This is a genomic window from Pseudomonas sp. BIGb0164, assembly GCF_024810135.1.
GTDB lineage: Bacteria > Pseudomonadota > Gammaproteobacteria > Pseudomonadales > Pseudomonadaceae > Aquipseudomonas.
The window spans coordinates 267,088-289,228 of the sequence record NZ_JANUEA010000009.1 but is presented as its reverse complement, the minus strand read 5'-3'; the positions used below and the strand labels follow the sequence as shown (position 1 = coordinate 289,228).

The 22,141-nt window shown below is 60.8% G+C and carries 29 protein-coding genes; 15 read left to right on the top strand and 14 right to left on the bottom strand.

Annotated elements, in window-relative coordinates; translation table 11 throughout:
- Nucleotides 1–155 precede the first annotated feature (155 nt).
- Complete coding sequence (locus M2394_RS23650; RefSeq protein ID WP_106578202.1) at nt 156–773, top strand: FKBP-type peptidyl-prolyl cis-trans isomerase; 618 nt, start codon at nt 156–158, stop codon at nt 771–773.
- A gap of 151 nt (nt 774–924) precedes the next feature.
- Here M2394_RS23650 and M2394_RS23645 read toward each other — a convergent pair whose 3' ends face one another.
- The 3 genes from M2394_RS23645 to M2394_RS23635 form a co-directional block, all read right to left on the bottom strand.
- Complete coding sequence (locus M2394_RS23645) at nt 925–1,182, bottom strand: hypothetical protein (RefSeq protein ID WP_064454108.1); 258 nt, start codon at nt 1,180–1,182, stop codon at nt 925–927.
- Nucleotides 1,183–1,342: 160 nt separating this feature from the next.
- Nucleotides 1,343–1,684: a zinc ribbon domain-containing protein YjdM gene (locus tag M2394_RS23640; RefSeq protein ID WP_178923619.1), complete on the bottom strand. Its 342-nt coding sequence runs from the start codon at nt 1,682–1,684 to the stop codon at nt 1,343–1,345.
- Between the two features lie 211 nt (nt 1,685–1,895).
- Nucleotides 1,896–2,864, bottom strand: a complete 969-nt coding sequence (locus M2394_RS23635; RefSeq protein WP_176996946.1) for a polyprenyl synthetase family protein — start codon at nt 2,862–2,864, stop codon at nt 1,896–1,898.
- Between the two features lie 239 nt (nt 2,865–3,103).
- Here M2394_RS23635 and rplU point away from each other — a divergent pair, with 239 nt between their 5' ends.
- The 7 genes from rplU (at nt 3,104) to M2394_RS23600 (ending at nt 8,671) form a co-directional block, all read left to right on the top strand.
- Complete coding sequence (rplU, locus tag M2394_RS23630; RefSeq protein WP_007950961.1) at nt 3,104–3,418, top strand: 50S ribosomal protein L21; 315 nt, start codon at nt 3,104–3,106, stop codon at nt 3,416–3,418.
- Between the two features lie 34 nt (nt 3,419–3,452).
- Entirely contained in the window at nt 3,453–3,710 is a 258-nt protein-coding gene (rpmA, locus tag M2394_RS23625) for a 50S ribosomal protein L27 (RefSeq protein WP_003176049.1), read from the top strand.
- Between the two features lie 194 nt (nt 3,711–3,904).
- Nucleotides 3,905–5,128, top strand: a complete 1,224-nt coding sequence (gene cgtA, locus M2394_RS23620; RefSeq protein WP_176996947.1) for an Obg family GTPase CgtA — start codon at nt 3,905–3,907, stop codon at nt 5,126–5,128.
- Nucleotides 5,129–5,237: 109 nt separating this feature from the next.
- Entirely contained in the window at nt 5,238–6,356 is a 1,119-nt protein-coding gene (gene proB / locus M2394_RS23615; protein WP_178923621.1) for a glutamate 5-kinase, read from the top strand.
- Nucleotides 6,357–6,371: 15 nt separating this feature from the next.
- Nucleotides 6,372–6,836: a CreA family protein gene (locus M2394_RS23610; protein ID WP_058425718.1), complete on the top strand. Its 465-nt coding sequence runs from the start codon at nt 6,372–6,374 to the stop codon at nt 6,834–6,836.
- A 101-nt stretch (nt 6,837–6,937) separates the two neighbouring features.
- Entirely contained in the window at nt 6,938–7,420 is a 483-nt protein-coding gene (locus M2394_RS23605) for a glutathione peroxidase (RefSeq protein ID WP_178923623.1), read from the top strand.
- A gap of 147 nt (nt 7,421–7,567) precedes the next feature.
- Nucleotides 7,568–8,671: an NADH:flavin oxidoreductase gene (locus M2394_RS23600; protein WP_259174750.1), complete on the top strand. Its 1,104-nt coding sequence runs from the start codon at nt 7,568–7,570 to the stop codon at nt 8,669–8,671.
- A 336-nt stretch (nt 8,672–9,007) separates the two neighbouring features.
- Here the strand turns inward: M2394_RS23600 and M2394_RS23595 are convergent, their stop codons facing one another.
- Together M2394_RS23595 and cysZ are read right to left on the bottom strand one after the other, a co-directional pair.
- Nucleotides 9,008–10,186 carry a glycosyltransferase family 1 protein gene (locus tag M2394_RS23595; RefSeq protein ID WP_178923627.1) on the bottom strand — a complete coding sequence of 393 codons (1,179 nt, stop codon included), beginning with the start codon at nt 10,184–10,186 and terminating at the stop codon, nt 9,008–9,010.
- A 54-nt stretch (nt 10,187–10,240) separates the two neighbouring features.
- Nucleotides 10,241–11,008: a sulfate transporter CysZ gene (cysZ, locus tag M2394_RS23590; RefSeq protein WP_259174749.1), complete on the bottom strand. Its 768-nt coding sequence runs from the start codon at nt 11,006–11,008 to the stop codon at nt 10,241–10,243.
- A 281-nt stretch (nt 11,009–11,289) separates the two neighbouring features.
- Between cysZ and trxB the strand changes: the two genes are divergently transcribed.
- The gene (trxB, locus tag M2394_RS23585; protein WP_025858049.1) at nt 11,290–12,252 is read left to right on the top strand and encodes a thioredoxin-disulfide reductase; all 963 of its coding nucleotides are present in this window, start codon (nt 11,290–11,292) and stop codon (nt 12,250–12,252) included.
- 182 nt (nt 12,253–12,434) lie between these two features.
- On the opposite strand, the gene M2394_RS23580 is transcribed toward trxB, so the two are convergent.
- Genes M2394_RS23580 through M2394_RS23555 form a run of 6 tightly spaced genes read right to left on the bottom strand, consistent with a single transcriptional unit; the run spans nt 12,435 to nt 15,370 of the window.
- Nucleotides 12,435–12,776 (bottom strand): HopJ type III effector protein, encoded by a 342-nt coding sequence (locus M2394_RS23580; protein ID WP_178923631.1) that lies wholly within the window; start codon nt 12,774–12,776, stop codon nt 12,435–12,437.
- Entirely contained in the window at nt 12,769–13,065 is a 297-nt protein-coding gene (locus M2394_RS23575) for a DUF1244 domain-containing protein (protein ID WP_178923633.1), read from the bottom strand. The genes M2394_RS23580 and M2394_RS23575 overlap by 8 nt, the downstream gene beginning before the upstream one ends.
- Before the next feature lie 22 nt (nt 13,066–13,087).
- Nucleotides 13,088–13,459 (bottom strand): dihydroneopterin triphosphate 2'-epimerase, encoded by a 372-nt coding sequence (gene folX / locus M2394_RS23570; RefSeq protein WP_003176029.1) that lies wholly within the window; start codon nt 13,457–13,459, stop codon nt 13,088–13,090.
- 2 nt (nt 13,460–13,461) lie between these two features.
- Nucleotides 13,462–14,022, bottom strand: a complete 561-nt coding sequence (gene folE / locus M2394_RS23565) for a GTP cyclohydrolase I FolE (RefSeq protein ID WP_176996954.1) — start codon at nt 14,020–14,022, stop codon at nt 13,462–13,464.
- Between the two features lie 20 nt (nt 14,023–14,042).
- Nucleotides 14,043–14,753: a dihydromonapterin reductase gene (folM, locus tag M2394_RS23560; RefSeq protein WP_178923635.1), complete on the bottom strand. Its 711-nt coding sequence runs from the start codon at nt 14,751–14,753 to the stop codon at nt 14,043–14,045.
- 56 nt (nt 14,754–14,809) lie between these two features.
- Nucleotides 14,810–15,370 (bottom strand): antibiotic biosynthesis monooxygenase, encoded by a 561-nt coding sequence (locus tag M2394_RS23555; RefSeq protein ID WP_178923637.1) that lies wholly within the window; start codon nt 15,368–15,370, stop codon nt 14,810–14,812.
- Nucleotides 15,371–15,582: 212 nt separating this feature from the next.
- On the opposite strand from M2394_RS23555, the gene M2394_RS23550 reads away from it, so the two are divergent.
- On the top strand, nt 15,583–16,539 hold the full coding sequence (locus tag M2394_RS23550; RefSeq protein ID WP_259174748.1) for a MerR family transcriptional regulator: 957 nt from the start codon (nt 15,583–15,585) through the stop codon (nt 16,537–16,539).
- 2 nt (nt 16,540–16,541) lie between these two features.
- Here M2394_RS23550 and M2394_RS23545 read toward each other — a convergent pair whose 3' ends face one another.
- Together M2394_RS23545 and M2394_RS23540 are read right to left on the bottom strand one after the other, a co-directional pair.
- Nucleotides 16,542–17,147 (bottom strand): hypothetical protein, encoded by a 606-nt coding sequence (locus tag M2394_RS23545; protein WP_178923642.1) that lies wholly within the window; start codon nt 17,145–17,147, stop codon nt 16,542–16,544.
- 56 nt (nt 17,148–17,203) lie between these two features.
- A complete protein-coding gene (locus tag M2394_RS23540; protein ID WP_178923644.1) occupies nt 17,204–17,671 on the bottom strand; it encodes a PAS domain-containing protein in 468 nt (155 codons plus the stop codon).
- Between the two features lie 128 nt (nt 17,672–17,799).
- Between M2394_RS23540 and M2394_RS23535 the strand changes: the two genes are divergently transcribed.
- Complete coding sequence (locus tag M2394_RS23535) at nt 17,800–18,255, top strand: flavodoxin (protein ID WP_178923646.1); 456 nt, start codon at nt 17,800–17,802, stop codon at nt 18,253–18,255.
- Here the strand turns inward: M2394_RS23535 and M2394_RS23530 are convergent.
- Nucleotides 18,236–19,132 carry a LysR family transcriptional regulator gene (locus M2394_RS23530; protein ID WP_259174747.1) on the bottom strand — a complete coding sequence of 299 codons (897 nt, stop codon included), beginning with the start codon at nt 19,130–19,132 and terminating at the stop codon, nt 18,236–18,238. The two genes, M2394_RS23535 and M2394_RS23530, sit on opposite strands and share 20 nt — an antisense overlap.
- Before the next feature lie 99 nt (nt 19,133–19,231).
- On the opposite strand from M2394_RS23530, the gene M2394_RS23525 reads away from it, so the two are divergent.
- From M2394_RS23525 to M2394_RS23510, 4 genes are all read left to right on the top strand, one after another.
- Nucleotides 19,232–19,618, top strand: a complete 387-nt coding sequence (locus tag M2394_RS23525; RefSeq protein WP_259174746.1) for a CidA/LrgA family protein — start codon at nt 19,232–19,234, stop codon at nt 19,616–19,618.
- The gene (locus M2394_RS23520) at nt 19,608–20,294 is read left to right on the top strand and encodes an LrgB family protein (RefSeq protein ID WP_259174745.1); all 687 of its coding nucleotides are present in this window, start codon (nt 19,608–19,610) and stop codon (nt 20,292–20,294) included. Before M2394_RS23525 ends, M2394_RS23520 begins: the two co-directional genes overlap by 11 nt.
- Before the next feature lie 143 nt (nt 20,295–20,437).
- Nucleotides 20,438–21,220 (top strand): class II aldolase/adducin family protein, encoded by a 783-nt coding sequence (locus tag M2394_RS23515; RefSeq protein ID WP_259174744.1) that lies wholly within the window; start codon nt 20,438–20,440, stop codon nt 21,218–21,220.
- Nucleotides 21,220–22,122 (top strand): alpha/beta fold hydrolase, encoded by a 903-nt coding sequence (locus M2394_RS23510; RefSeq protein WP_259174743.1) that lies wholly within the window; start codon nt 21,220–21,222, stop codon nt 22,120–22,122. Before M2394_RS23515 ends, M2394_RS23510 begins: the two co-directional genes overlap by 1 nt.
- The last annotated feature ends 19 nt before the right edge of the window (nt 22,123–22,141 follow it).

The window sequence follows — 22,141 nt, the reverse complement described above, 5'->3', positions numbered from 1 at the left end:
AATGGAACCACCAGCATGGGGAGTGGCGACGGGTGTCCGGCTGTAGATAGCTATAGCGGGACGCTCATCAAGGTTGGGTGTTGTGTGCTAGTCTGCTGGCCCTTTTAGATCTGGAGGGCACGGATATTCGTGCCGTCCTACAGCGGAGCACCTTCATGTCCGAAGTTAATCTGTCCACCGACGAAACCCGCGTCAGCTACGGTATTGGCCGTCAACTGGGCGACCAATTGCGCGACAACCCGCCACCGGGCGTGAGCATCGACGCGATCCTGGCCGGCTTGACCGACGCGTTCGCCGGTAAGCCAAGCCGTGTTGACCAGGAGCAAATGGCTGCCAGCTTCAAGGTCATCCGTGAAATCATGCAAGCCGAAGCGGCTGCCAAGGCTGAAGCGGCTGCTGGCGCTGGCCTGGCATTCCTGGCTGAAAACGCCAAGCGTGATGGCATCACCACCCTGGCTTCTGGCCTGCAATTTGAAGTGCTGACCGCGGGTACTGGCGCCAAGCCAACCCGTGAAGACCAAGTGCGTACCCACTACCACGGCACCCTGATCGACGGCACTGTGTTTGACAGCTCCTACGAGCGCGGCCAGCCTGCAGAATTCCCGGTCGGTGGCGTGATCGCTGGCTGGACCGAAGCCCTGCAACTGATGAATGCCGGCAGCAAATGGCGCCTGTACGTGCCGAGCGAACTGGCTTATGGCGCTCAAGGCGTTGGCAGCATCCCGCCGCACAGCGTTCTGGTGTTCGACGTCGAGCTGCTCGACGTTCTGTAAGACCTGCTGATTACTGCGGGTGTTGGGCTTGTGTGGGAGCGGGCTTGCTCGCGAATGCATCAACGCGGTCTGTCTGATACACCGTGTTGTCCGCTTCGCGAGCAAGCCCGCTCCCACATAAAGCCCGTTCCCAAAGACTGTACAGTTTGCTTCATGGATGGAACTTGCCATTCAACTCAGTGGCCGGGCGCAACGCTCGGGCATAGCAGAACAGAAACAGGTTACGCACGACCTCCTTCAACACCCCAGGCTCACTGGAACTCAGGCCACTCACGTCCAGGTCGCCCTGGTCCTGCAGCTCATTCAGCGCTTCCTCTTCCAGCACCGCACAGACTTCACCGGTTTCCCGATGCAGGATGCGCAGGTAAGGGTGTGGGCGGTCCAGCCAGGCATCGATCAAATACGTCATGAGTCATTCTCCTTGATGGGTTTCAATGAGAATAATTCTTATTCGTGGAATAGCAAGTGCCTATTGGCGGATTCTGGATTTTTCTGTGTGGATATTGCGCGGGATCAACGGGGAGGGCGAAACGCCATCCCGCGACGGGCGCGGGATGGAAGCAGCAGGTTCAGACCTTGCGCACGAACTCGGACTTGAGCTTCATCGGGCCGATACCATCGATCTTGCAATCGATATCGTGGTCGCCGTCGCACAGGCGGATGTTCTTGACCTTGGTGCCGACCTTGACCACCAGGGAAGTGCCCTTGACCTTGAGGTCCTTGATCACGGTGATGGTATCGCCGTCCTGCAGCACATTGCCTACAGCATCTTTCTTCACGGTTTCATCACCGGCTGCTTCGGTCTCGCCGTTGGCGGACCACTCATGGGCGCATTCCGGGCAGATCAGCTGGGCGCCGTCTTCGTAGGTGTATTCGGAATTGCATTTCGGGCAGGGTGGCAACGTGCTCACTAAGGCTCCTTGAGAGTCAGGATGGCTAAAGGGCGCACATTATATAGGGTTTATTGCGAGGGAGGACGCAGTCTTGAGCTGGCAATACAAACTAAATGTGGGAGCGGGCTTGCTCGCGAAAGCGGATTTCAGTCAGCACATATACCGACTGATACACCGCTTTCGCGAGCAAGCCCGCTCCCACACAAGCCCTTTCCTACATAGGGCCGGATCAGTGAGTGCGGGCTACCGCAAACTCACTCAGCTCGACCAAGGCGTCCCGGTATTCGCTGGCTGGAATCACTTCCAGGCACTGGATGGCACGGGCGACGAAGTCACGCGCCAGCTGAGCGGTGTAATCCAGCGAGCCCGAAGCTTCAACGGCGGCACGGATGGCCTCCAGGTCTTCGATCCCGCCTTTCTGGATCGCCTTGCGCACCAGGGCTGCCTGTTCCGGTGTGCCTTCGCGCATGGTGTAGATCAACGGCAGGGTCGGCTTGCCTTCGGCCAGGTCGTCACCCACGTTCTTGCCCAGGGTTTCGGCGTCGCCACGGTAGTCGAGCAGGTCGTCCACCAGTTGGAACGCCACGCCCAGGTGATCACCAAAGGTGCGCAGCGCTTCGGCCTGTTCGGCGGTGGCGCCACACAGCGCTGCGGCACTGTGGGTCGAGGCTTCGAAGAGCATCGCGGTCTTGCCGCGAATCACTTCCATGTAGGTTTCTTCGGTGGTGCTGGCGTCGCGGACCTTCGACAGCTGCAACACTTCGCCCTCGGCGATGATGCGTGTGGCCTGTGAAAGAATCTTCATCACTGGCATCGAGCCCAGCTCGACCATCATTTCGAAGGAGCGCGAATACAGGAAGTCACCCACCAGTACGCTGGGGGCATTGCCCCACATTGCGTTGGCGGTCTCGCGGCCACGGCGCATGCCGGACATGTCGACCACGTCGTCATGCAGCAGGGTAGCGGTGTGCAGGAACTCAATGGTGGCGGCCAGGAGGCGCAGGTCATCGCCCTCACGGCCCAGGGCCTTGCCGCACAGCAACACTAATAAAGGACGCAGGCGTTTGCCGCCCGCCGACGTAATGTAGTCGCCGATTTTGGAGACCAGCGGCACTTTAGATGTCAGCTGCTGCTTGATGATGCCGTCGACGGCGCTAAAATCGTCCGCGACCGCGCGGTAGAAAGCTTGGGGTTGCATCAGCGACAGTCGCTCCAGAAGGGTTGCGCGGCATGCTAGGACCCTGACCCCCGGGTGTCAAGGCGCGATAGACGGCCCCTTGCAACACCCCTTTACCTTGCGTACAATCGCGCACCCTGAACTTCCTGGGCAGCACCTGCCTTACGCAATTGCATTCGGGACGTCCATCCCATGCAGCCATGCCAGCCAATACCTCTTCTTATAAAGCGCTGGGTGAGCAGGATTATCGGAGAAATACCATGTCGTACGCAGTAATTGTTACTGGTGGCAAGCAATACAAAGTCGCCCCAGGTGAATACCTGAAGATCGAAAAACTGGAAGTCGCTACTGGCGAATCCGTGACTTTTGATCGCGTTCTGTTGGTCGCCAATGGCGATGACGTGAACATCGGCGCTCCAGTTGTTGCTGGCGCTACCGTTGTGGCTGAAGTGATCTCCCAAGGTCGTCACGATAAAGTCCGCATCATCAAGTTCCGTCGTCGTAAGCACCACATGAAACGTATGGGCCACCGCCAGTGGTACACCGAGATCAAAATCACCGGTATTCAGGCTTAATTTCAGCCTAATTCCTCACTAGGAGAATTGACTCATGGCACACAAAAAAGCTGGTGGTAGTACCCGTAACGGTCGCGACTCAGAAGCCAAACGCCTTGGCGTGAAGATGTATGGCGGCCAGAAAATCATTCCGGGCAACATCATCGTGCGTCAGCGCGGCACCCAATTCCACGCCGGTTACGGTGTAGGCATGGGTAAAGATCACACTCTCTTCGCTAAAATCGAAGGCGTGATCAAGTTTGAAGTAAAAGGCGCGTTCAACCGCCGTTACGTGAGCGTTGTCGCAGCTTAATTGCGAGATCGCTGGAAAAGCCCTGTCTTGCGACGGGGCTTTTTCGTTTGTGGGGTGAGTCTCTTGCAAAGCTGTTTGTAATGGGCGCAAGCCGCCGCATTTGCGGCGGTTGCTTGAGGTCGCTACGCTCATTTTTGCAAGAGTCTTATGTCTTGGTTTCTTAAGCTCGTCCACGCGACGAGAGGCGTTTTGTTATGAAGTTCGTTGATGAAGTTTCCATCCGAGTAAAAGCAGGCGACGGCGGTAACGGTTGCATGAGTTTCCGTCGCGAAAAATTCATCGAAAACGGTGGCCCCAACGGCGGTGACGGCGGTGACGGCGGTTCCATCTACATGATGGCCGACGAAAACCTCAACACCCTGGTCGACTACCGTTACACGCGGCACTTCGATGCCGAGCGTGGCTCCAACGGCGGCAGCACCGACTGCACCGGTAAAAAAGGCGAAGACCTGGTACTGCGCGTACCGGTCGGCACCACCATCATCGACTCTGCCACCCAGGAAGTGATCGGCGACCTGACCAAGGCCGGCCAGAAGCTGATGGTTGTGCAGGGCGGCTGGCACGGTCTGGGCAACACCCGATTCAAGTCCAGTACCAACCGCGCGCCGCGCCAGACCACTCCAGGCAAGCCGGGCGAACAGCGTGACCTGAAGCTGGAAATGAAAGTATTGGCCGACGTGGGCCTGTTGGGCCTGCCGAACGCCGGTAAAAGTACCTTCATCCGCTCGGTCTCGGCCGCGAAGCCGAAAGTTGCCGATTACCCGTTCACCACCCTGGTGCCTAACCTGGGCGTGGTCAGCGTTGACCGCTGGAAAAGCTTCGTGATCGCCGACATTCCCGGTCTGATCGAAGGTGCTTCCGATGGCGCAGGCCTGGGGATTCGCTTCCTCAAGCACTTGTCCCGTACCCGTCTGCTGCTGCACCTCGTGGACATGGCGCCACTGGATGACACCAGCGCACCGGATGCCGCCGAAGTGATCGTCAGCGAACTGACCAAGTTCAGCCCGTCCCTGGCCGAGCGTGATCGTTGGCTGGTGCTGAACAAGTGCGACCAGATCCTCGAAGAAGAGCACGAGGCGCGCGTCAAGGAAATCGTCGACCGCCTGGAGTGGGAAGGCCCGGTCTACGTGATCTCGGCCATCGCCAAAGAAGGCACCGAGCGCCTGACCCGCGACATCATGCGCTACCTGGAAGACCGCGCCGACCGCCTGGCGGCCGACCCGGTGTTCAAGGCCGAACTGGCCGAACTCGATCAGCGCATCGAAGACGAAGCCCGCGCCCAGCTGCAGGCCCTGGACGACCAGCGTGCCTTGCGCCGCAGTGGCGTGAAGTCGGTCCACGACATCGGTGACGACGATTGGGACGAAGAAGACGTGGATGATGAAGACGGTCCGGAAATCATTTACGTGCGCGACTGATCCGTTGCAGTAAACTTGAACGCCGCTCCCTGGAGCGGCGTTTTAGTATCCGGGTTTAACGTTATGGGCCGCGCTGGGTCGCGCAGCCCTCAATCTAAGGTTGAAGATGATGCGGAGCAAAGTGACAGGTGCGCAGCGCTGGGTCGTAAAGATCGGAAGTGCGTTGCTGACGGCGGATGGCAAAGGTCTGGATCGCGCAGCCATGGGCGTCTGGGTCGAGCAGATGGTGGCCTTGCATGAGGCCGGTGTGGAGCTGGTGCTGGTGTCGTCCGGGGCCGTTGCCGCCGGGATGAGCCGCCTCGGCTGGACCGCGCGACCCAGCGCGATGCACGAACTGCAAGCCGCCGCCGCCATCGGCCAGATGGGCCTGGTGCAAGCCTGGGAATCCAGCTTTGCCGAGCACGGCCGCCACACGGCGCAGATCCTGCTGACCCACGACGACCTGTCCGACCGCAAGCGCTACCTCAACGCCCGTAGCACCCTGCGCGCGCTGGTAGAGCTGAAAGTCATCCCGGTGATCAACGAAAACGATACCGTGGTCACCGACGAAATCCGCTTTGGCGACAACGACACCCTGGCCGCCCTGGTGGCCAACCTGGTGGAAGCCGATCTGCTGGTGATCCTCACCGACCGCGACGGCATGTTTGACGCCGACCCGCGCAACAACCCCGATGCCCAGTTGATCTTCGAAGCCCGCGCCGATGACCCGGCCCTGGACGCCGTGGCCGGCAGCGTCGGCGGTGCCCTGGGCCGTGGCGGCATGCAGACCAAGCTGCGTGCGGCACGCCTGGCAGCGCGCTCTGGTGCCCACACCATCATCGTGGGTGGGCGCATCGAGCGTGTGCTGGACCGTCTCAAGGCCGGCGAGCGCATCGGTACGCTGCTGTCGCCGGAACGCGGCATGCTGGCGGCGCGCAAACAATGGCTGGCCGGTCATCTGCAAACCCGTGGCACCCTGGTGCTGGATGATGGCGCGGTGTCGGCGTTGTCCCAGGGCAACAAAAGTTTGCTGCCGGTGGGCGTCAAGCTGGTGCAGGGCAGCTTCCGCCGTGGTGAGATGGTGGTGTGCGTTGCGCCGGATGGCCGTGAGATCGCCCGTGGCCTGGCCAACTACAGCGCCTTGGAAGCGCAGAAAATCATTGGACAATCTTCCGATGCGATTGTCGGATTATTGGGTTACATGGCGGAACCTGAGTTGGTCCACCGCGACAACCTGATCCTGGTCTAACCAAAGGAATACACGATGCGCGTGATAAAGGGATTGCTCGGCCTGCTGCTGGCCATGCCACTGCTGGCCTCGGCCGAAGAAATCGGCCAGGTGTCGACCGTATTCAAATTCGTCGGCCCCAACGACCGGATCGTTGTCGAAGCCTTCGATGACCCCAAGGTCGACGGCGTGACCTGTTACCTGTCGCGCGCCAAGACTGGCGGCGTCAAAGGCGGCCTGGGCTTGGCTGAAGACCGCGCCGAAGCCTCGATTGCCTGCCGCCAGGTGGGCCCGATCCGCTTCAAGGGCGAGCTCAAGGATGGCGACGAAGTGTTCAAGGAGCGCACCTCCCTTGTGTTCAAGACCATGCAGGTGGTGCGCTTCCTCGACAAGAAGCGCAACACCCTGGTTTACCTGGTGTACAGCGACCGTTTGATCGAAGGCAGCCCGCAAAATGCGGTGACCGCCATACCGATTCTGCCCTGGCCGACCGCTCAGTAACCCGCAGGCGAGTTTTGTCATCGACGTCTATGATTGCAGGCTTGCGGGTTGTAATCTCGAAGCGCCGCAATGCGAAGAACATGGGATATCTGGAGTTCGTCATGAGTGCTTTCCACGACCTGAAACTCAAAGCTTTGGACGGACAAGAGCTGCCATTGGCGCCCTTCAAGGGGCACGTTGTGCTGGTGGTGAATGTGGCCTCCAAATGTGGTTTGACCCCGCAATACGCGGCCTTGGAAAACCTCTACCAGCAATACAAGGATCAGGGGTTTACCGTGCTTGGCCTGCCGTGCAACCAGTTTGCCGGCCAGGAGCCAGGCACCGAAGAGGAGATCCGCGAGTTCTGCAGCTTGAACTACGGCGTGACGTTCCCTTTGGGCAGCAAGCTCGACGTCAATGGCCATGACCGTCATCAGTTGTACCGCTTGCTGGCGGGCGAGGGCGCTGAATTCCCCGGGGACATCACCTGGAACTTCGAAAAGTTCCTGCTGGGCAAGGATGGGCGCGTACTTGCCCGTTTCTCTCCCCGTACCGCACCGGATGATCCCACCATCGTCCAGGCCATCGAAAAAGCCCTGAGCTGACACTATCCCTGTGTAGGAGCCGGCAAGCCGGCTCCTACAGGATTGCGCCGCTTTTACCCCTTAATCACCCAAATCAATAGTGCTATCCAACACGCTGCACTCTCCATATTATCCACATCATAAATCCCTCTGACGTGGAGTGCTCCCATGCCTGTGCAAGCCTTGTTCAAACCCTTCCAGCTCGGCGCATTGCAACTGTCGACCCGTGTCGTGATGGCGCCGATGACCCGCTCGTTCTCCCCGGGTGGCGTACCCAACTCCAAAGTCATCGAGTACTACCGTCGTCGCGCCGCAGCCGGTGTGGGCCTGATCATCACCGAAGGTACGGTGGTGGGGCACCCGGCTTCCAATGGCTACCCGAACGTGCCGCACTTCTACGGCGAAGCCGCCTTGGCTGGTTGGAAAAAAGTGGTCGACGCCGTGCACGCCGAAGGTGGCAAGATCGTCCCGCAGCTGTGGCACGTGGGCAGCGTGCGCCGTATCGGTACCGAGCCGGATGCCAGCGTGCCGGCTTACGGTCCGATGGAAAAGCTCAAGGACGGCAACGTGGTCGTCCACGGCATGACCCAGCAAGACATCAAGGACGTGATCAACGCCTTCGCCCAAGCCGCCAAGGATGCCCAGAGTATCGGCATGGACGGCGTGGAGATCCACGGTGCCCACGGTTACCTGGTGGACCAGTTCTTCTGGGAAGGCAGCAACCAGCGCACCGACGAATACGGCGGCAGCCTGGCCAACCGCTCGCGCTTTGCCATCGAACTGATCCAGGCCACCCGCGCCGCTGTCGGTCCGGATTTCCCGATCATCTTCCGTTTCTCCCAGTGGAAGCAGCAGGACTACACCGCACGCCTGGTGCAAACCCCGCAAGCGCTGGGTGAGTTCCTCAAGCCGTTGGCCGATGCAGGTGTGGATATTTTCCACTGCTCCACCCGCCGTTTCTGGGAGCCCGAATTCGAAGGTTCCGACCTCAACCTGGCCGGCTGGACCCGTCAGCTCACCGGCAAGCCGACCATCACCGTGGGCAGCGTCGGCCTGGATGGCGAGTTCCTGCAGTTCATGGTCAATACCGACAAGGTCGCGCAACCGGCCAGCCTGGAAAAGCTGCTGGAGCGTTTGAATAACGACGAGTTCGACCTGGTCGCGGTGGGCCGTGCCCTGCTGGTGGACCCGGATTGGGCGCTGAAGGTGCGTGAAGGTCGCGAGGGTGAGATCCTGCCGTTCAGCCGTGAAGCGCTGACGACCCTGGTGTAAGTGGCTCGACTCCCTGTGCTCGCACAGGGAGTCTTGTCGCCTTAGCGGTTAATATTGCGGCCCTTTGTACAGCTCTCTAGTGCGATCGATTTTATGCGGGTCGACTTGCCCAGGCTGGCCGTAGACAGGGGGTTCAGCTCGAGATTTATCCAAGACTTGTTGCTGGCGCGCCCATTCGGCGTTTGGCATGTTGACGCCATTACGTACACCCATTCCATAAGCTGACATTTTTCGTATCTCCGTCAATTGAAGAGCCTGCTTGAATCGCAGGTATCAATAATTGGCGTTCAGCGCTATCGGAGTTCCTGATGTAAACATAGGGAAAGACTTAACGCTTCATTGCACGAAAGGCTGCGTAGGAAGCGCAAAGTTTTCGCCGCACACCCCGCGCAACTGCCGCTCAAACTGCTCGATAATTGCCGGCCAGCCTTGCCGGCTGGCATGTTGCCGGGCATTGAGGCGCATGCGACGCAGGCTTTCGGCGTCTTCCAACAGCCAGTTGGCGGCATCGCAGAACGCACCTTCGTCCCCGGGCATCGCCAGCACACCGTTGTAGCCATGGCGAATATGCTGGGTCGCTGCGGCCTGGTCGTAGGCCACCACTCCCAACCCCGACGCCATGGCTTCCAGCACCACATTGCCGAAGGTTTCCGTCAGGCTGGGAAACAGGAACACGTCACCCGAGGCGTAATGCCGCGCCAGCGCTTCACCGCGCAAGGTGCCGCAGAAAATCGCCTCGGGCAGTTCCTTCTCCATGGTGGCCCGTTGCGGCCCATCGCCGACGATGATCAGTTTCATCTGGCGCATGGGGTAGGTGTCTTGCAACGTCTCGAAGCACCGCTTGAGCAGCCCTAGATTCTTTTCCTGCGCCAATCGCCCCACATACAGCACAGCGGTTTGCTCGTCGTTCAAGGCCCAGCTTTCACGCAGCGCACTGTCGCGCTTGGCCGGGTGGAACAACTGGCTGTCCACACCGCGTGACAGCATGCCCAAGCGCTCGAAGTGCCGGCGCTCCAGTTCCAGGCGCTGGCTGGCGCTGGGTACCAGGGTCAAGGTCGAGCGGTTGTGAAACCAGCGCAAGTAATGGGTGACCATCCGGCTCAACACACTCAAGCCGTATTGGTTGGAGTACTGCTGGAAGTTGGTGTGAAAGCCACTGACCACGCTGATGCCCAAGCGCCTGGCTGCGCGCAGGGCAGACAGTCCCAGTGGCCCTTCCGTGGCGATATACAGCACATCCGGGCGCTGGCGCGTCCAGCGCCTGAGCAACTTGTGCATAGACGACTGGCCCCATTGCAGGCCGGGGTAACCCGGCAATGGCCAGCCACGACACAGCAGCAATTCGTCGTCGCTGGGGCGGCTCTGGTCGCTGCCCTGGCGTGGGCGTACCAGCTCGACTTGATGGCCGCGCGCGCGCAAACCCTCGCACAGGCGGCCAAGGGTATTGGCCACCCCGTTGATTTCTGGCGGGAAGGTTTCGGTAATAAGGGTGATGTGAAGCGAGGCTGTCGTCATGACCCACAGTGTCACCGTGGGCCATGTCGTCATTGTGTCATCGGGATGATGGATTTATGACGGGGTCACTTTTTTCTTCTGTGCCATCGCCTCGGCACCTTGTTCGCGCACCCAGAACAGCGTGGCCCCGGCCACTGCCGCCGGCATCATCAGCAGGTTGACCACCGGCACCAGCAGCACCAGGTAGACAATCCCGCCGAAGCTCATGCTCTGCCAGCGCTTCTGGCGCAGCCAGGCGAGCATTTCGTTCCAGCCCAGCTTGTGGTTGTCGGCCGGGTAGTCGATGTACTGGATCGCCATCATCCACACGCCGAACAACAGCCACAGCGGTGCGGCGACCAAGTTGACCACCGGGATGAACGACAGGATAAACAGGCCGATGGCCCGTGGCAGGAAGTAGCCCAGCTTGCGCATTTCGCGGGCCAGGGTGCGCGGCACCATGGCGATCAGTTCGCCCCAGCTGAAGGCTGGGAAGTCATCCGTGCCGCGCACCACCACCTCAACCTTCTCCGAGAGAAAACCGTTGAACGGCGCGGCGATGATGTTGGCCAGCATGGTGAAGGTGAAAAACACCATCAACACCACCAGCACCACAAACAGTGGCCACAAGAGGTAATTCAGAAAACCCAGCCAACTGGGTAGCGTCGGCATCAAATGGTCGACCCACAGGCTGAACTGGTGGCCGGCGAAATAGATCAAGCCGACGAACAGCACCAGGTTGATCGCCAGCGGCAGCAGCACAAACAGACGCAGGCCAGGGCTCAGCACCAGTTTGAGGCCTTCACGCAGGTATTGCGGGCCGGAAAGAGCAGGGGCGGGCATGGAGAACTCCGAGCAAAGGGACGAACGCGCCGACCTTACCGGCTTTGCTGAACAGGCGAAAGTCACGACATCAGCAGTAACAAACCCATCGATCAACCGGGTCGACTGCATAGAGACCACCTATGAGCTGGATTGTTATTCCGTATTTCCTTAATCTTGCCCCCCTCTATACGCTGCACCCATTATTTTCAGGACGTGCGAGTTCAAGCCTTCCCCAAGTGCTTCGCGGTCCTTTTTTATTCCAGCCGCCCTGTTGCCCGGGTGGTCGATAGGAGTGAGTCATGTCTGATACCCGTCATTCGCGAGTGATTATTCTCGGTTCCGGCCCTGCCGGTTACAGCGCTGCGGTCTACGCTGCCCGGGCCAACCTCAAGCCGCTGCTGATCACCGGCATGCAGGCGGGCGGTCAGTTGACCACCACCACCGAAGTCGACAACTGGCCGGGCGACGTCCATGGCCTGACCGGCCCGGTGCTGATGGAGCGCATGAAAGAGCATGCCGAGCGCTTCGAAACCGAGATCGTCTTCGACCACATCAACAAGGTCGACTTTTCCAAGAAGCCTTACAGCCTGACCGGCGACAGCGGCGTCTACACCTGTGACGCCCTGATCATCGCCACCGGCGCCAGCGCTCGCTACCTGGGCCTGCCATCGGAAGAAGCGTTCATGGGCAAGGGCGTTTCCGCTTGCGCAACCTGCGACGGTTTCTTCTACCGCAACAAGCCGGTCGCCGTGGTCGGCGGGGGCAACACCGCCGTGGAAGAGGCACTGTACCTGGCCAACATCGCCAGCACCGTGACCCTGGTTCACCGCCGCGAGACCTTCCGTGCCGAGAAGATCCTGATCGACAAGCTGCACGCCCGTGTCGCTGAAGGCAAGATCATCCTCAAGCTCAATGCCACCCTGGACGAAGTCCTGGGCGACAACATGGGCGTGACCGGTGCCCGCCTGAAAAACAACGACGGCAGCTTCGACGAACTGAAAGTCGACGGCGTGTTCATCGCCATCGGCCACACCCCGAACACGTCGCTGTTCGAAGGCGTGCTGGAAGCCAAAGACGGCTACCTGGTGGTGCAGGGCGGCCGTGAAGGCAACGCCACTGCCACCAACATCGAGGGCATCTTCGCCGCCGGTGACGTGGCTGACCACGTGTACCGCCAAGCCATTACCTCGGCCGGCGCCGGTTGCATGGCAGCCCTGGATGCCGAGCGTTACCTCGATGGGTTGAAGGACGCTGCGTTCTAAACCCGTTGAAATAAAAAAACCGGCTGAGAGGCCGGTTTTTTATGCGCGTGATTTGATGATCACCGCAGTTCAAATGTGGGAGCGGGCTTGCTCGCGAATGCTGAGTGTCAGTCACCGAATAAGTCGACTGATCCACCGCTTTCGCGAGCAAGCCCGCTCCCACATTTTTATCTATGTCTGACTCAGAATTTGCGGGTCAGTGGCTGTGCAGTGAACTTCACACCGGCCAGGCCGTGCGCGATCAACGCACGAATGTTGCCATGGTCGCTGCCTTCCGGCGTGGCCACCACCGAACGGTAATGCTCACCAAACGCCAGCAGCGCTTCCTGGTCGTTCAAACCTTCCAGCAACGCCAGGCCCAGGGTCTTGCACGAGCCTTCGTTCTGCCCGGCCGCGTTATCCACAGGACCGTTGGTGAACGCTTGCGGCTGGTAGTCGTAACCGGCAGCGACAAACGCCAGGGTGTCGGCAAAAACGTGTTCGCCGCTGTTGAGGCTGGCGCGCAGGGTGTTCAAGTCAGTCATGGGGTTTTCCTTTGGCAAACGCCGCCTGTTGGTCGGCGCTGGCTTCTTTCTGGTAGTGGGCTTTCCATTCGGCGTACGGCATGCCGTACACCACTTCGCGGGCGTCATCGAGGCTCAGCTCGATGTGGCGTTCGTCGGCCTCGGCCTTGTACCACTTGGACAAGCAGTTGCGGCAGAAGCCCGAGAGGTTCATCAGGTCGATGTTCTGCACATCCTTGCGGCTGTCCAGGTGCGCCACCAACCGGCGGAAGGCGGCGGCTTCGAGTTCGAGGCGTTGTTGATCGTTCATAGGGCTCACGCAGGTTCAGGGGTTAGCGGCTGGCCGCCAGGGTAATCGACACCGACTCGGCAAAGCGCAGCGCATGGGGCTTGTCCACTTCGACTTCGGCATACAGCACGGACTCGTTGCTCATCACCAGGTCCAGCAGTTCCTGGGTCAGGCGCTCCAGCAAGGCAAAGCGGTTGCCTTCGACGTGGGCAATGATCGCCTTGGTGATGGTGCGGTAGTTCAGCGCGTGATCGATATCGTTGTCACGCACGGCTTCCTGCGCGGCATACAGGATGGTCAGGTTGATCAGCACGTCCTGCTTGTTGAGGATCTCATCTTCGTTGATGCCGATGTATGTGCGCAGGCACAGGTCCTTGACCCGGATGCGCGCCATGCCTGGTTGAAGTTGTGGCATTGCTACTTGCTCCGTCCAATCAGTTGCAGGAACTCCATGCGCGTGGTGTTCGACTCGCGGAACGCGCCGAGCATCACCGAGGTGTTCATGGTTGAATTCTGTTTTTCCACGCCGCGCATCATCATGCACATATGCTGCGCCTCGATCACCACCGCCACACCGGCCGCCTGGGTGACGCTCTGGATGGCGTCGGCGATTTGCCGCGTGAGGTTTTCCTGAATCTGCAGGCGCCGTGCGTACATGTCGACAATGCGCGCCAGTTTCGACAGGCCCAGCACTTTGCCTGTCGGAATGTAGGCCACATGGGCCTTGCCGATGAAGGGCAGCAGGTGATGCTCGCACAACGAATACAGCTCGATGTCCTTGAGGATCACCATCTCGTCATTGTCGGAGGTGAACAGCGCGCCGTTGACGATGGTTTCCAGGTTCTGCTCGTAGCCATGACACAGGTACTGCATGGCCTTGGCGGCGCGCTTGGGCGTGTCGAGCAACCCTTCGCGCTCCGGGTCTTCGCCCAGGCTTTTGAGGATCTCGCGGTAGTGTTGGGGCAGGGACAAGGTCATACAACATCCTCACAAACGGCTTACTTGATATGCCGCCCGCCGTTGACGGTCAGGGTGGTACCAGTGACATAAGGGTTATCCAGCAGGTAACGCACGCTCTGGTAGATCACTTCGGGCCCGGGCTCGATGCCCAGGGCCGATTTGGCCAGCACCTTGGCGCGGTAGGCCGCGTCGTCGCCCTCGTTGAACATCACCATCGCCGGGGCGATGCCGTTGACCTTGATCAGCGGCGCGAACTGCGCGGCGAACGACAACGTGAGGCTGTCGAGCCCGGCCTTGGTGGCGCAGTAGGCGATGTGCTGGCGGCTGCCCTTGCGCACCACGTCATCGCTGATGTGCACGATGTCCGCCGGTGTCGAGCGTTGCAGCAAGGGTGAACAATGCAGGTTGATCAGGTAGGGCGCAAGCATGTGCACGCTGAACATGTCGCTGAACGCGCGACTCTCGTCGCCTGGGGCTTCTGCAACCCACGCCGAGGCGTTGTGGATGATCGCGCGCAGGCTGTCGGTGTGAGTCTTCAGCTCAGCGATAAAGGCCAGGATCCCGGCCTCGCTGGAGAAATCGGCAAACACGCCCACCGCGCCCCGCTCGCGCAGGGTGTGTACGCCGGGGCGTTCGCTGCGGTAGCTGAAAATCACCGAGTGGCCGTCATCCAGCAGGCGCTCGGCACAATGCAGGCCGACACGCTGGCCGGCACCGGTGATCAGGATCGGGGCGTCTGTTGCAGTCATGGGGGGCTCGATTCGCTGGCAGGCTCAAATCATACCAGCGACCGGGTCCCCTGTACTCACGCGGCGGCTTCGGTGGCCTTGCGCGGTGTGGGGGCGGGATGCAGCCAGTTGGCCAGCAGGTGAGTCGACAGCGGAATGAACAGGTAAACCATCAGTGGCGTGAGCGCCAGGGTGCTGACCAGTACGCGGGGAAGCAGGTCCAACTCGCCGAGCAACGGGCCCAGTACAAAGTTGAAAATCAGCGACACCGGGAAAAACGCCAGCCAGATCGCCACGGCTTGCTTCCAGCGCGGCGGTCGCGCGCCTGCGGCGCCGAACCAGCCATCGATGCCGCTCACGCGATGCTCGGACGGGTCGGCAAACAGTTCGCTTCCTCGGTCCAGCCAGGCGCTGCGGGAGGCGGAAAACTCCCAGGCATGCAGAGTTTTCTCGTCGGCAAAACGGAAAATGATCTGGAATTCGTCGTCGTTGGGCGGCGGTGCGAGCACGCCTGAGCCCAGGTAGCCGGGGAAGTCGGTGGCCAGTTGCTCGCCTTCGCGCAGCCAGGTCATCAATTCTTCATAGCGTCCTTTGGCCACGCGGCGCGCAACCATCAGGGTGACGGGTGAGGTAGACATTGTGTATCTCCGAGTAATCAGGTGCGCTGGGCCGGGTAGGCGGCGCACGAACGTAGCGGCCGGGTGGGGCTGCCACGTAAAAACAGGCAAGGATTATTCCTGTTTTATCCAAATACGCCAGAGACTTCGGACAGATCGCCGCAGACCTTGAACCGGCGACGGCAATGGGCGTTAAATAGGATCCACATTTGCACGGATCTTTCCGACCTCTGATGCCCGAAATCATTGCCCCACAGCGTGAAACCACACAAGACAGCCAGGCTGACGATGTGGTGTTGTTTCCAATTCGCGAAGTCGCAAGGCTCACCGGCGTAAACCCGGTCACGCTGCGTGCCTGGGAGCGACGCTATGGGTTGATCCAGCCTGTGCGCACCGAAAGTGGGCATCGGTTGTACTCAAGCACCGATATCGACACCGTGCATCGCATCCTCGACTGGATCGAGCGCGGCGTCGCGGTGAGCAAGGTGGGCAAGATCCTGGCGCGAGATGACGCCAGCAGCCAGCCGATCAGCGCTTCGCGTGTCGATACCGAGCTGGAGTGGCGCCAATGGCAAGTGCAATTGCGCCAGGCCATCAGCGCATTCGATGACCGCCAGCTTGACCGCCTATACGGCCAGATCTTCTCGGCCTACTCCATGGCCGTGGTGTTCCAGGACATCCTGATGCCGCTGTGGCAACAACTGCTGCGTCACCACGGTGGCTTCGGCCAGGCCAGCGAATGGCTGTTCTTCGACAACTTCCTGCGTTCACGTACCGCGCAACGCCTACAAATGGCGACGGCAACGCCTGCGCCCAGGGTGTTGTTATCCGCCATCGCCGGGGAATGCCGCGAGCTGGAGTTATTGGTTGCAGGCTTGTTGATGTCGACGGAAAGCCTCGCGGTCAAAGTCCTGGGGGTTGGCCAGCCCTTCGATGAGCTGACGCTGGTCTGCGAAAAGACCCGGCCTCAGGCTCTGGTGCTGTTTTCCAATCGTTTCCCAGGCAGCGAATTGCCGTCGCGCCTCAAGCGCCTTGCCATGACCCTGGATTGCCCGTTGCTGTTGGCCGGTGATGCATCAGACTTGGCAGAAACGAGCTTGAACGGGTCGTCGATTGGCTGTCTGGGCAATGACGCACGGCTGATGCCGCGTCGCTTGCAGCAGTTTCTCGGCGGCCGGCTGGATACCTGATATCAGGCGTGGACCTGTGGATGCACCAGGCGGTGCTGGTGCAGGATGAACTGGCGCAGGCGCTCGGTTTCATCCGCGTCGCCCTGGCTCAGGCGGTAAGCGAACAAGCCGCGGGCGGTTTCCCGCTCCAGCGTGCCGCGCAGCGCGATACGCTCGTACCCGGACGGGCTGAACCACAGGGAAAAGGATTTTGGCGGTTTGATCCGGCCACGGATTTCCACCAGCACCCCCTTGAATGACACTTCATGCACCCACAGCGCGCCAGGGCTGCCCCTGACGTTTTCCAGTGCCACCGGTGTTTCAAGTGCCAGGCGCCACGGACGGATCATCGGCCCGTCTTCGAAGATGCTGGGTACGCCCAGGCGCAAATGCACCGCGTGAAACTCATCTTCCACCAGATGCAGGGGAAAGGTCAGTTGCTGGTTGTCGAATTGGGCCTGGATGGTGAGGTGGTCGTGAGCGGCCAGCCGGGTGAGCAAATCACGAATCTGCGCGCCGCCGTTGACGGTCAGGCTCGACGATGCGTCCCGCAAGTTGAGCTGCGGGTTGTGCTGCATGTTCTGGATGAAGTCCAGTTCGTCCTGGGTCAGTAGAGCGTCGCGATGCATGAGGGTGCTCACGGTGAGACATTAAAAAGCCATTATCGCTCTAAAGACCGCGTTTTCTACAATTTGTTGATTCCACTCGTCGCCTGAAGGGCGGCCACCTGCTCTTTCAGCTCGGCCACCTGTGCTTCCAGCTGTGCAACGCGCTGCTGTGCCCTGACCTGGGCGGTCACGTCTTTTTGCACGCCCACAAAATAAGTCTGCTTGTCGGTCTCGTTGAAAACCGTCGAAATCGACAGCTCGTTCCAGAAGTGGGTGCCGTCCTTGCGGTAATTGCGCAGGATTTCCCGGCAACTGCCGCCGCTGTCGAGGGCCTCGCGAATGGCCATCAGGGCCGGCTGGTCTCGGTCGCCCGACTGCAGGAAGCGGCAGTCCTGGTACAGGATGTCGTCCAGGTCATAGCCGGTCATCCGTTCGAAAGCCGGGTTGACGTAGATCAGCGGTTTGTCTTTGCCTTCCCGTTCGGCGACGACAATCCCGTCGTTGGAGGCGTTGATGACCATTTGCATCAGGTGGGCGTTGATCATTGAGCGTTCTATGGCGAGTTCTGGAATGTGGAGTTTATGGCACGCCTTGAATGTTGCACGGTACACGCCGAAATATTTGCGCCAGCTGTTAATATCCCACGCTTTCGCTCAACTACAGGATCAGATTGATGAAAGTCGCCATCCTTTCCGGCTCGGTCTACGGCACCGCAGAAGAAGTCGCCCGCCACGCCGCCGGCATCCTCAAGGCCGCCGGCTTTGACGCCTGGCACAACCCGCGTGCGACCTTGGCCGACGTGCAGGCTTTCGCCCCCGAGGCGTTCCTGGCAGTGACGTCCACCACCGGCATGGGTGAGTTGCCTGACAACCTGCAACCGCTGTACTCGTCCATCCGCGACCAGTTGCCTGCCGCCTGGCGTGGCCTGCCAGGCGCGGTGATCGGTTTGGGTGATGCGAGCTATGGCGATACCTTCTGCGGAGGCGGCGAGCAAATGCGCGAGCTGTTCGGCGAGTTGGGTGTGCGCGAAGTGCTGCCAATGCTGCGCCTGGACGCCAGCGAAAGCGTCACCCCCGAAGCTGACGCCGAGCCGTGGCTGGCGGAGCTGGTCACTGCACTGCGCGGCTGACCGGAAACTCGCGCAGCAACGCCAGCCAGGCCTGGGCGGCTTTGGACAGATAGGCGCCCTCACGCCAGATAAAGGCGATGTCCCAGCGCAGGTACTCCGGCGCCTTGAGCGTCAGGCGTACCACCCCTGGTCGCACCAGCCCACGGGCGACCACACTGGGCAGCAACACCACGCCCTGGCCGGCCGCCACCAGCGCCACGAGGAAATCTGCCTGCCCGCTGCGGCCGATTTCCTTCGGGGTGAAACCCAATTGCTGGCAGGCCTGCATCAGCCGATCGTTCAGCACAAAACTGCGCTGGTACATCAGGAACGGCGTGTCAGCCAATTCCTCAAGACGGACCTGGGCATTGTCCGCCAAGGGATGGTCCATCGGCAGCAAGGCATCCAGCGGTTCATCGCAGAACGCTTGCCAGGCAAAGGCCGGGTCGCTGGGCATCAGGCTGCCACCCACGTCCAGCTCGCCGCTGAGGATCGCCTGCTCGATCGTACGACTGCCACCCTCCAGCAATTGAATGGTGACGTTCGGGTAGCGCCTGCGGTACTCGGCAAACAGCCCGGCAAACAACGTGTCTCCCGCCAACAGCGGCAGGCCCAGGCGCAACTCGCCGCGGGTCAGTTGCTGCATGTCATCCAGTTCGCTGAGTAACTCGGCCTGCAGGCGCAGCATGGCCTCGGCCCGCTGCAGCACCACCTCGCCGGCGGCGGTCAGGCGGATCTGCGAGCCGGTGCGCTCCAGCAAGGGAGTGCCCAGGCTTTCCTCCAACTGCGCGACCTGTTTGCTGACGGCCGATTGGCTGATGTGCAGGGTTCTACCGGCCTGGGTAAAACCTCCACGGTGGATCACTTCGACAAAGCTGCGCAGCTGTTTGAATTCCATGGGGCGTGATTCCAGTTTGGAATAGTTGGCAGTCTAACAATTCGCTGTGGGGATGGGCATGGCCTCTTTAAAATGGCGTTCTGCGAGGAACCCAAGCCCATGAAACGTTTCACCTTCAAACACCTCGGCCGTCTGCTGGCGGAGTTGGTCGTGCTATTGGCTATCTACCTGTTGGGGTGTGAACTGGCCGTATGGCTGGCCTGGCCGATTCCGGGCGGCGTAGTGGGCCTGGGCCTGTTGCTGGCGACCTTCGCCAGTGGGCTGGTCAAGCCGGCGGCCCTGCAACTGGGCGCCGGGGTGTTGATGGCGGAGATGCTGCTGTTCTTTATCCCGGCCTTGATGAGCCTGCTCGATTACGGCGGCCTGTTGCGCAACGACGGCTGGCGCATCCTGCTGGTGATCGGCTTCAGCACGCTGGCGGTGATGCTGGTGACCGCGTTTACCGTCGAGCTGGTGTGCCGCTGGAGAATGCGCCGTGAAGCTTGAGCTGATGCCGGTGTTCTGGCTCGTACTGACCCTGGGTGCCTACATCTTCAGCCGCTGGATCTACCGCCGCACCGGGCGCTACCTGTTGTCGCCATTGATTCTGGTGCCGGTGTTGCTGCTGGCGGTGGCCGTGCCGATGAAAACGGCCTACGCCGAATACGCCGCCGACACCCATTGGCTGATGCTGGTACTGGGCCCGGTCACCGTGGCGTTCGCCGTGCCGATCTGGCAACAGCGCCGGTTGCTGGCACGCCACTGGTCGGCGTTGCTGCTGGGGATGATCGCGGGCAGCGCGGCGTCCATCGCCACCTCGTTCGGCCTGGCCAAGGCGCTGGCGCTGGACAGCTCGGTGACAATGTCCCTGGTACCGCGCTCCATCACCACGCCGTTTGCCATGCCGGTGAGTTCCGACCTCGGCGGCGTGCCGGAACTCACCGCTGTGTTCGTGATGTTCACCGGTGTGTTCGGCGCCATGCTCGGCGGCGTGCTGCTCAAGTGGTTGCCGTTGCGCACACCACTGGCGCGGGGTGCCCTGTTTGGCGTGGGTGCCCATGGCGCAGGCGTCAGCCGGGCGCGGGAAGTGGGCGGCGAAGAGGGTTCGGTGGCGGGCCTAGTGATGGTGCTGACCGGGCTGCTCAACCTGTTCGCCGTGCCTTTATTGGCGGCGCTTCTCTGACGCCATTTGGACTATTCTTCTGACTGACTCGCACGGTCATCAAGCTGGCTGCCAAGGCAACTACGGTGGCCGGGGTGTCTGACTAGACTGGCTCATCACCGAAAAAAACAATAATTAAGAAGTGCGCCAAGGAGGTCATTGCCGTGAGCCTAGCCCCCGTTCTAACGCCACAGAATGTCAAAGACCAGGTCAGCGCTGCCGAATGGCAAGTCCGTGTCGACCTGGCAGCCTGCTATCGCCTGGTGGCGCTGCATGGCTGGGACGACCTGATCTTCACCCATATTTCGGCGAAGGTGCCGGGCACCGATGATTTCCTCATCAACCCCTATGGGCTGATGTTCCATGAGATCACGGCGTCGAGCCTGGTCAAGGTGGACCAGGCCGGCAACAAGCTGATGGACAGCCCCTACGAGATCAACCCGGCGGGCTACACCATCCACAGCGCCATCCATGAAGTGCGCCACGATGTGACGTGCGTACTGCATACCCACACCGCAGCAGGTGTGGCGGTCGCCGCACAGAAGCAGGGCGTGTTGCCGATCAGCCAGCAATCGATCTTCGTGCTGTCCAGCCTGGCCTATCATGCCTATGAAGGCGTGGCGCTGAACCACGAAGAGAAAGCCCGCCTGCAGGCCGACCTGGGCGAAAACAGCTTCCTGATGCTGCACAACCACGGCTTGCTCACCTGCGGCAGCAGCATTGCCGACACTTTCCTGATGATGTTCACCTTCCAGCGCGCCTGCGAAATCCAGGTGCTGGCGCAAAACGGCGGGGCCGAGTTGATTGCCATCGGGCCGCAGATCCTGGCCGGGGCCAAGGCGATGGTGGCGGCTGTCACAAAGAGCGCCCAAGGTATGGGAGGCGCGCTGGCCTGGCCGGCGCTGCTGCGTAAGCTGGACAGCCAAGACCCGGGGTATAAAAGCTGATGCCACTCGCCGAGATCCCGCTCAGAGCCTGGCGCAAGCGCAGCCAGGCCTTCGACTTCCGTGGCCGCACGATCCGTTACTGGGTGGCCGGGCAAGGCGAACCGCTGTTGTTGATTCACGGCTTTCCCACCGCCAGCTGGGACTGGCATTACCTGTGGCAGCCCCTGGCCCAGCGCAACCTGGTGATCGCGTGCGACATGCTGGGGTTCGGCGAATCCGCCAAGCCGCTGGATCACGACTATTGCCTGCTGGAACAGGCTGACTTGCAACAGGCCTTGCTCGACCATCTGCGGGTGGAACAGCCGGTGCACGTGTTGGCCCATGATTATGGTGACAGCGTCGCCCAGGAATTATTGGCGCGGCACTACGAAGGCCGGTTTCAGATGGCCAGTTGCGTGTTCCTCAACGGCGGCCTGTTTCCCGAAACCCATCGCCCGGCCCTGGTACAGAAACTGCTGCTCAGCCCCCTGGGCTGGATGATTGGTCGCGCCTTTGGGCGCAACGCGTTGTCGAACAGCTTCAGCCAGATTTTCGGACCCCACACCCGGCCCAGCGAAAGCGCCCTGGATGACTTCTGGAGCCTGATCCACTGCAACGACGGCACGCGCATCCTGCACAAATTGATCGCCTACATTCCCCAGCGCCGTCGCCAGCGTGAGCGATGGGTCGCGGCGATGCAGCGTGGCGACGTGCCTTTGCGGGTGATCGACGGTGAGGTCGACCCGATCTCCGGCGCGCACATGGTGGAGCGTTATCACCAGTTGGTACCGCACGCTGACACGGTGCTGCTGGCAGGCATCGGCCACTACCCGCAGATTGAGGCGCCGGTGCAGGTGCTCAAGCATTACCTGGCGTTTCGCGAGCGTATTGGCCATCCGGCGCCTCGGGTTGCCTATTCCTGAGCGGCACAATTATCCCGCT

Bases quoted from the DNA above. Each gene is read 5' to 3' on its own strand.
- M2394_RS23510 (WP_259174743.1), top strand. From the start codon at position 21,220: ATGCCACTCGCCGAGATCCCGCTCAGAGCCTGGCGCAAGCGCAGCCAG.
- cysZ (WP_259174749.1), bottom strand. From the start codon at position 11,008: ATGCCCGCCCCTGCTCTTTCCGGCCCGCAATACCTGCGTGAAGGCCTC.
- M2394_RS23650 (WP_106578202.1), top strand. From the start codon at position 156: ATGTCCGAAGTTAATCTGTCCACCGACGAAACCCGCGTCAGCTACGGT.
- folE (WP_176996954.1), bottom strand. From the start codon at position 14,022: ATGACCTTGTCCCTGCCCCAACACTACCGCGAGATCCTCAAAAGCCTG.
- cgtA (WP_176996947.1), top strand. From the start codon at position 3,905: ATGAAGTTCGTTGATGAAGTTTCCATCCGAGTAAAAGCAGGCGACGGC.
- M2394_RS23555 (WP_178923637.1), bottom strand. From the start codon at position 15,370: ATGTCTACCTCACCCGTCACCCTGATGGTTGCGCGCCGCGTGGCCAAA.
- M2394_RS23540 (WP_178923644.1), bottom strand. From the start codon at position 17,671: ATGATCAACGCCCACCTGATGCAAATGGTCATCAACGCCTCCAACGAC.
- M2394_RS23530 (WP_259174747.1), bottom strand. From the start codon at position 19,132: ATGGAATTCAAACAGCTGCGCAGCTTTGTCGAAGTGATCCACCGTGGA.
- M2394_RS23645 (WP_064454108.1), bottom strand. From the start codon at position 1,182: ATGACGTATTTGATCGATGCCTGGCTGGACCGCCCACACCCTTACCTG.
- proB (WP_178923621.1), top strand. From the start codon at position 5,238: ATGCGGAGCAAAGTGACAGGTGCGCAGCGCTGGGTCGTAAAGATCGGA.
- trxB (WP_025858049.1), top strand. From the start codon at position 11,290: ATGTCTGATACCCGTCATTCGCGAGTGATTATTCTCGGTTCCGGCCCT.
- M2394_RS23525 (WP_259174746.1), top strand. From the start codon at position 19,232: ATGAAACGTTTCACCTTCAAACACCTCGGCCGTCTGCTGGCGGAGTTG.
- M2394_RS23535 (WP_178923646.1), top strand. From the start codon at position 17,800: ATGAAAGTCGCCATCCTTTCCGGCTCGGTCTACGGCACCGCAGAAGAA.
- M2394_RS23575 (WP_178923633.1), bottom strand. From the start codon at position 13,065: ATGAACGATCAACAACGCCTCGAACTCGAAGCCGCCGCCTTCCGCCGG.
- rplU (WP_007950961.1), top strand. From the start codon at position 3,104: ATGTCGTACGCAGTAATTGTTACTGGTGGCAAGCAATACAAAGTCGCC.
- M2394_RS23600 (WP_259174750.1), top strand. From the start codon at position 7,568: ATGCCTGTGCAAGCCTTGTTCAAACCCTTCCAGCTCGGCGCATTGCAA.
- M2394_RS23635 (WP_176996946.1), bottom strand. From the start codon at position 2,864: ATGCAACCCCAAGCTTTCTACCGCGCGGTCGCGGACGATTTTAGCGCC.
- rpmA (WP_003176049.1), top strand. From the start codon at position 3,453: ATGGCACACAAAAAAGCTGGTGGTAGTACCCGTAACGGTCGCGACTCA.
- M2394_RS23610 (WP_058425718.1), top strand. From the start codon at position 6,372: ATGCGCGTGATAAAGGGATTGCTCGGCCTGCTGCTGGCCATGCCACTG.
- M2394_RS23595 (WP_178923627.1), bottom strand. From the start codon at position 10,186: ATGACGACAGCCTCGCTTCACATCACCCTTATTACCGAAACCTTCCCG.
- folM (WP_178923635.1), bottom strand. From the start codon at position 14,753: ATGACTGCAACAGACGCCCCGATCCTGATCACCGGTGCCGGCCAGCGT.
- M2394_RS23580 (WP_178923631.1), bottom strand. From the start codon at position 12,776: ATGACTGACTTGAACACCCTGCGCGCCAGCCTCAACAGCGGCGAACAC.
- folX (WP_003176029.1), bottom strand. From the start codon at position 13,459: ATGCCACAACTTCAACCAGGCATGGCGCGCATCCGGGTCAAGGACCTG.
- M2394_RS23545 (WP_178923642.1), bottom strand. From the start codon at position 17,147: ATGCATCGCGACGCTCTACTGACCCAGGACGAACTGGACTTCATCCAG.
- M2394_RS23605 (WP_178923623.1), top strand. From the start codon at position 6,938: ATGAGTGCTTTCCACGACCTGAAACTCAAAGCTTTGGACGGACAAGAG.
- M2394_RS23550 (WP_259174748.1), top strand. From the start codon at position 15,583: ATGCCCGAAATCATTGCCCCACAGCGTGAAACCACACAAGACAGCCAG.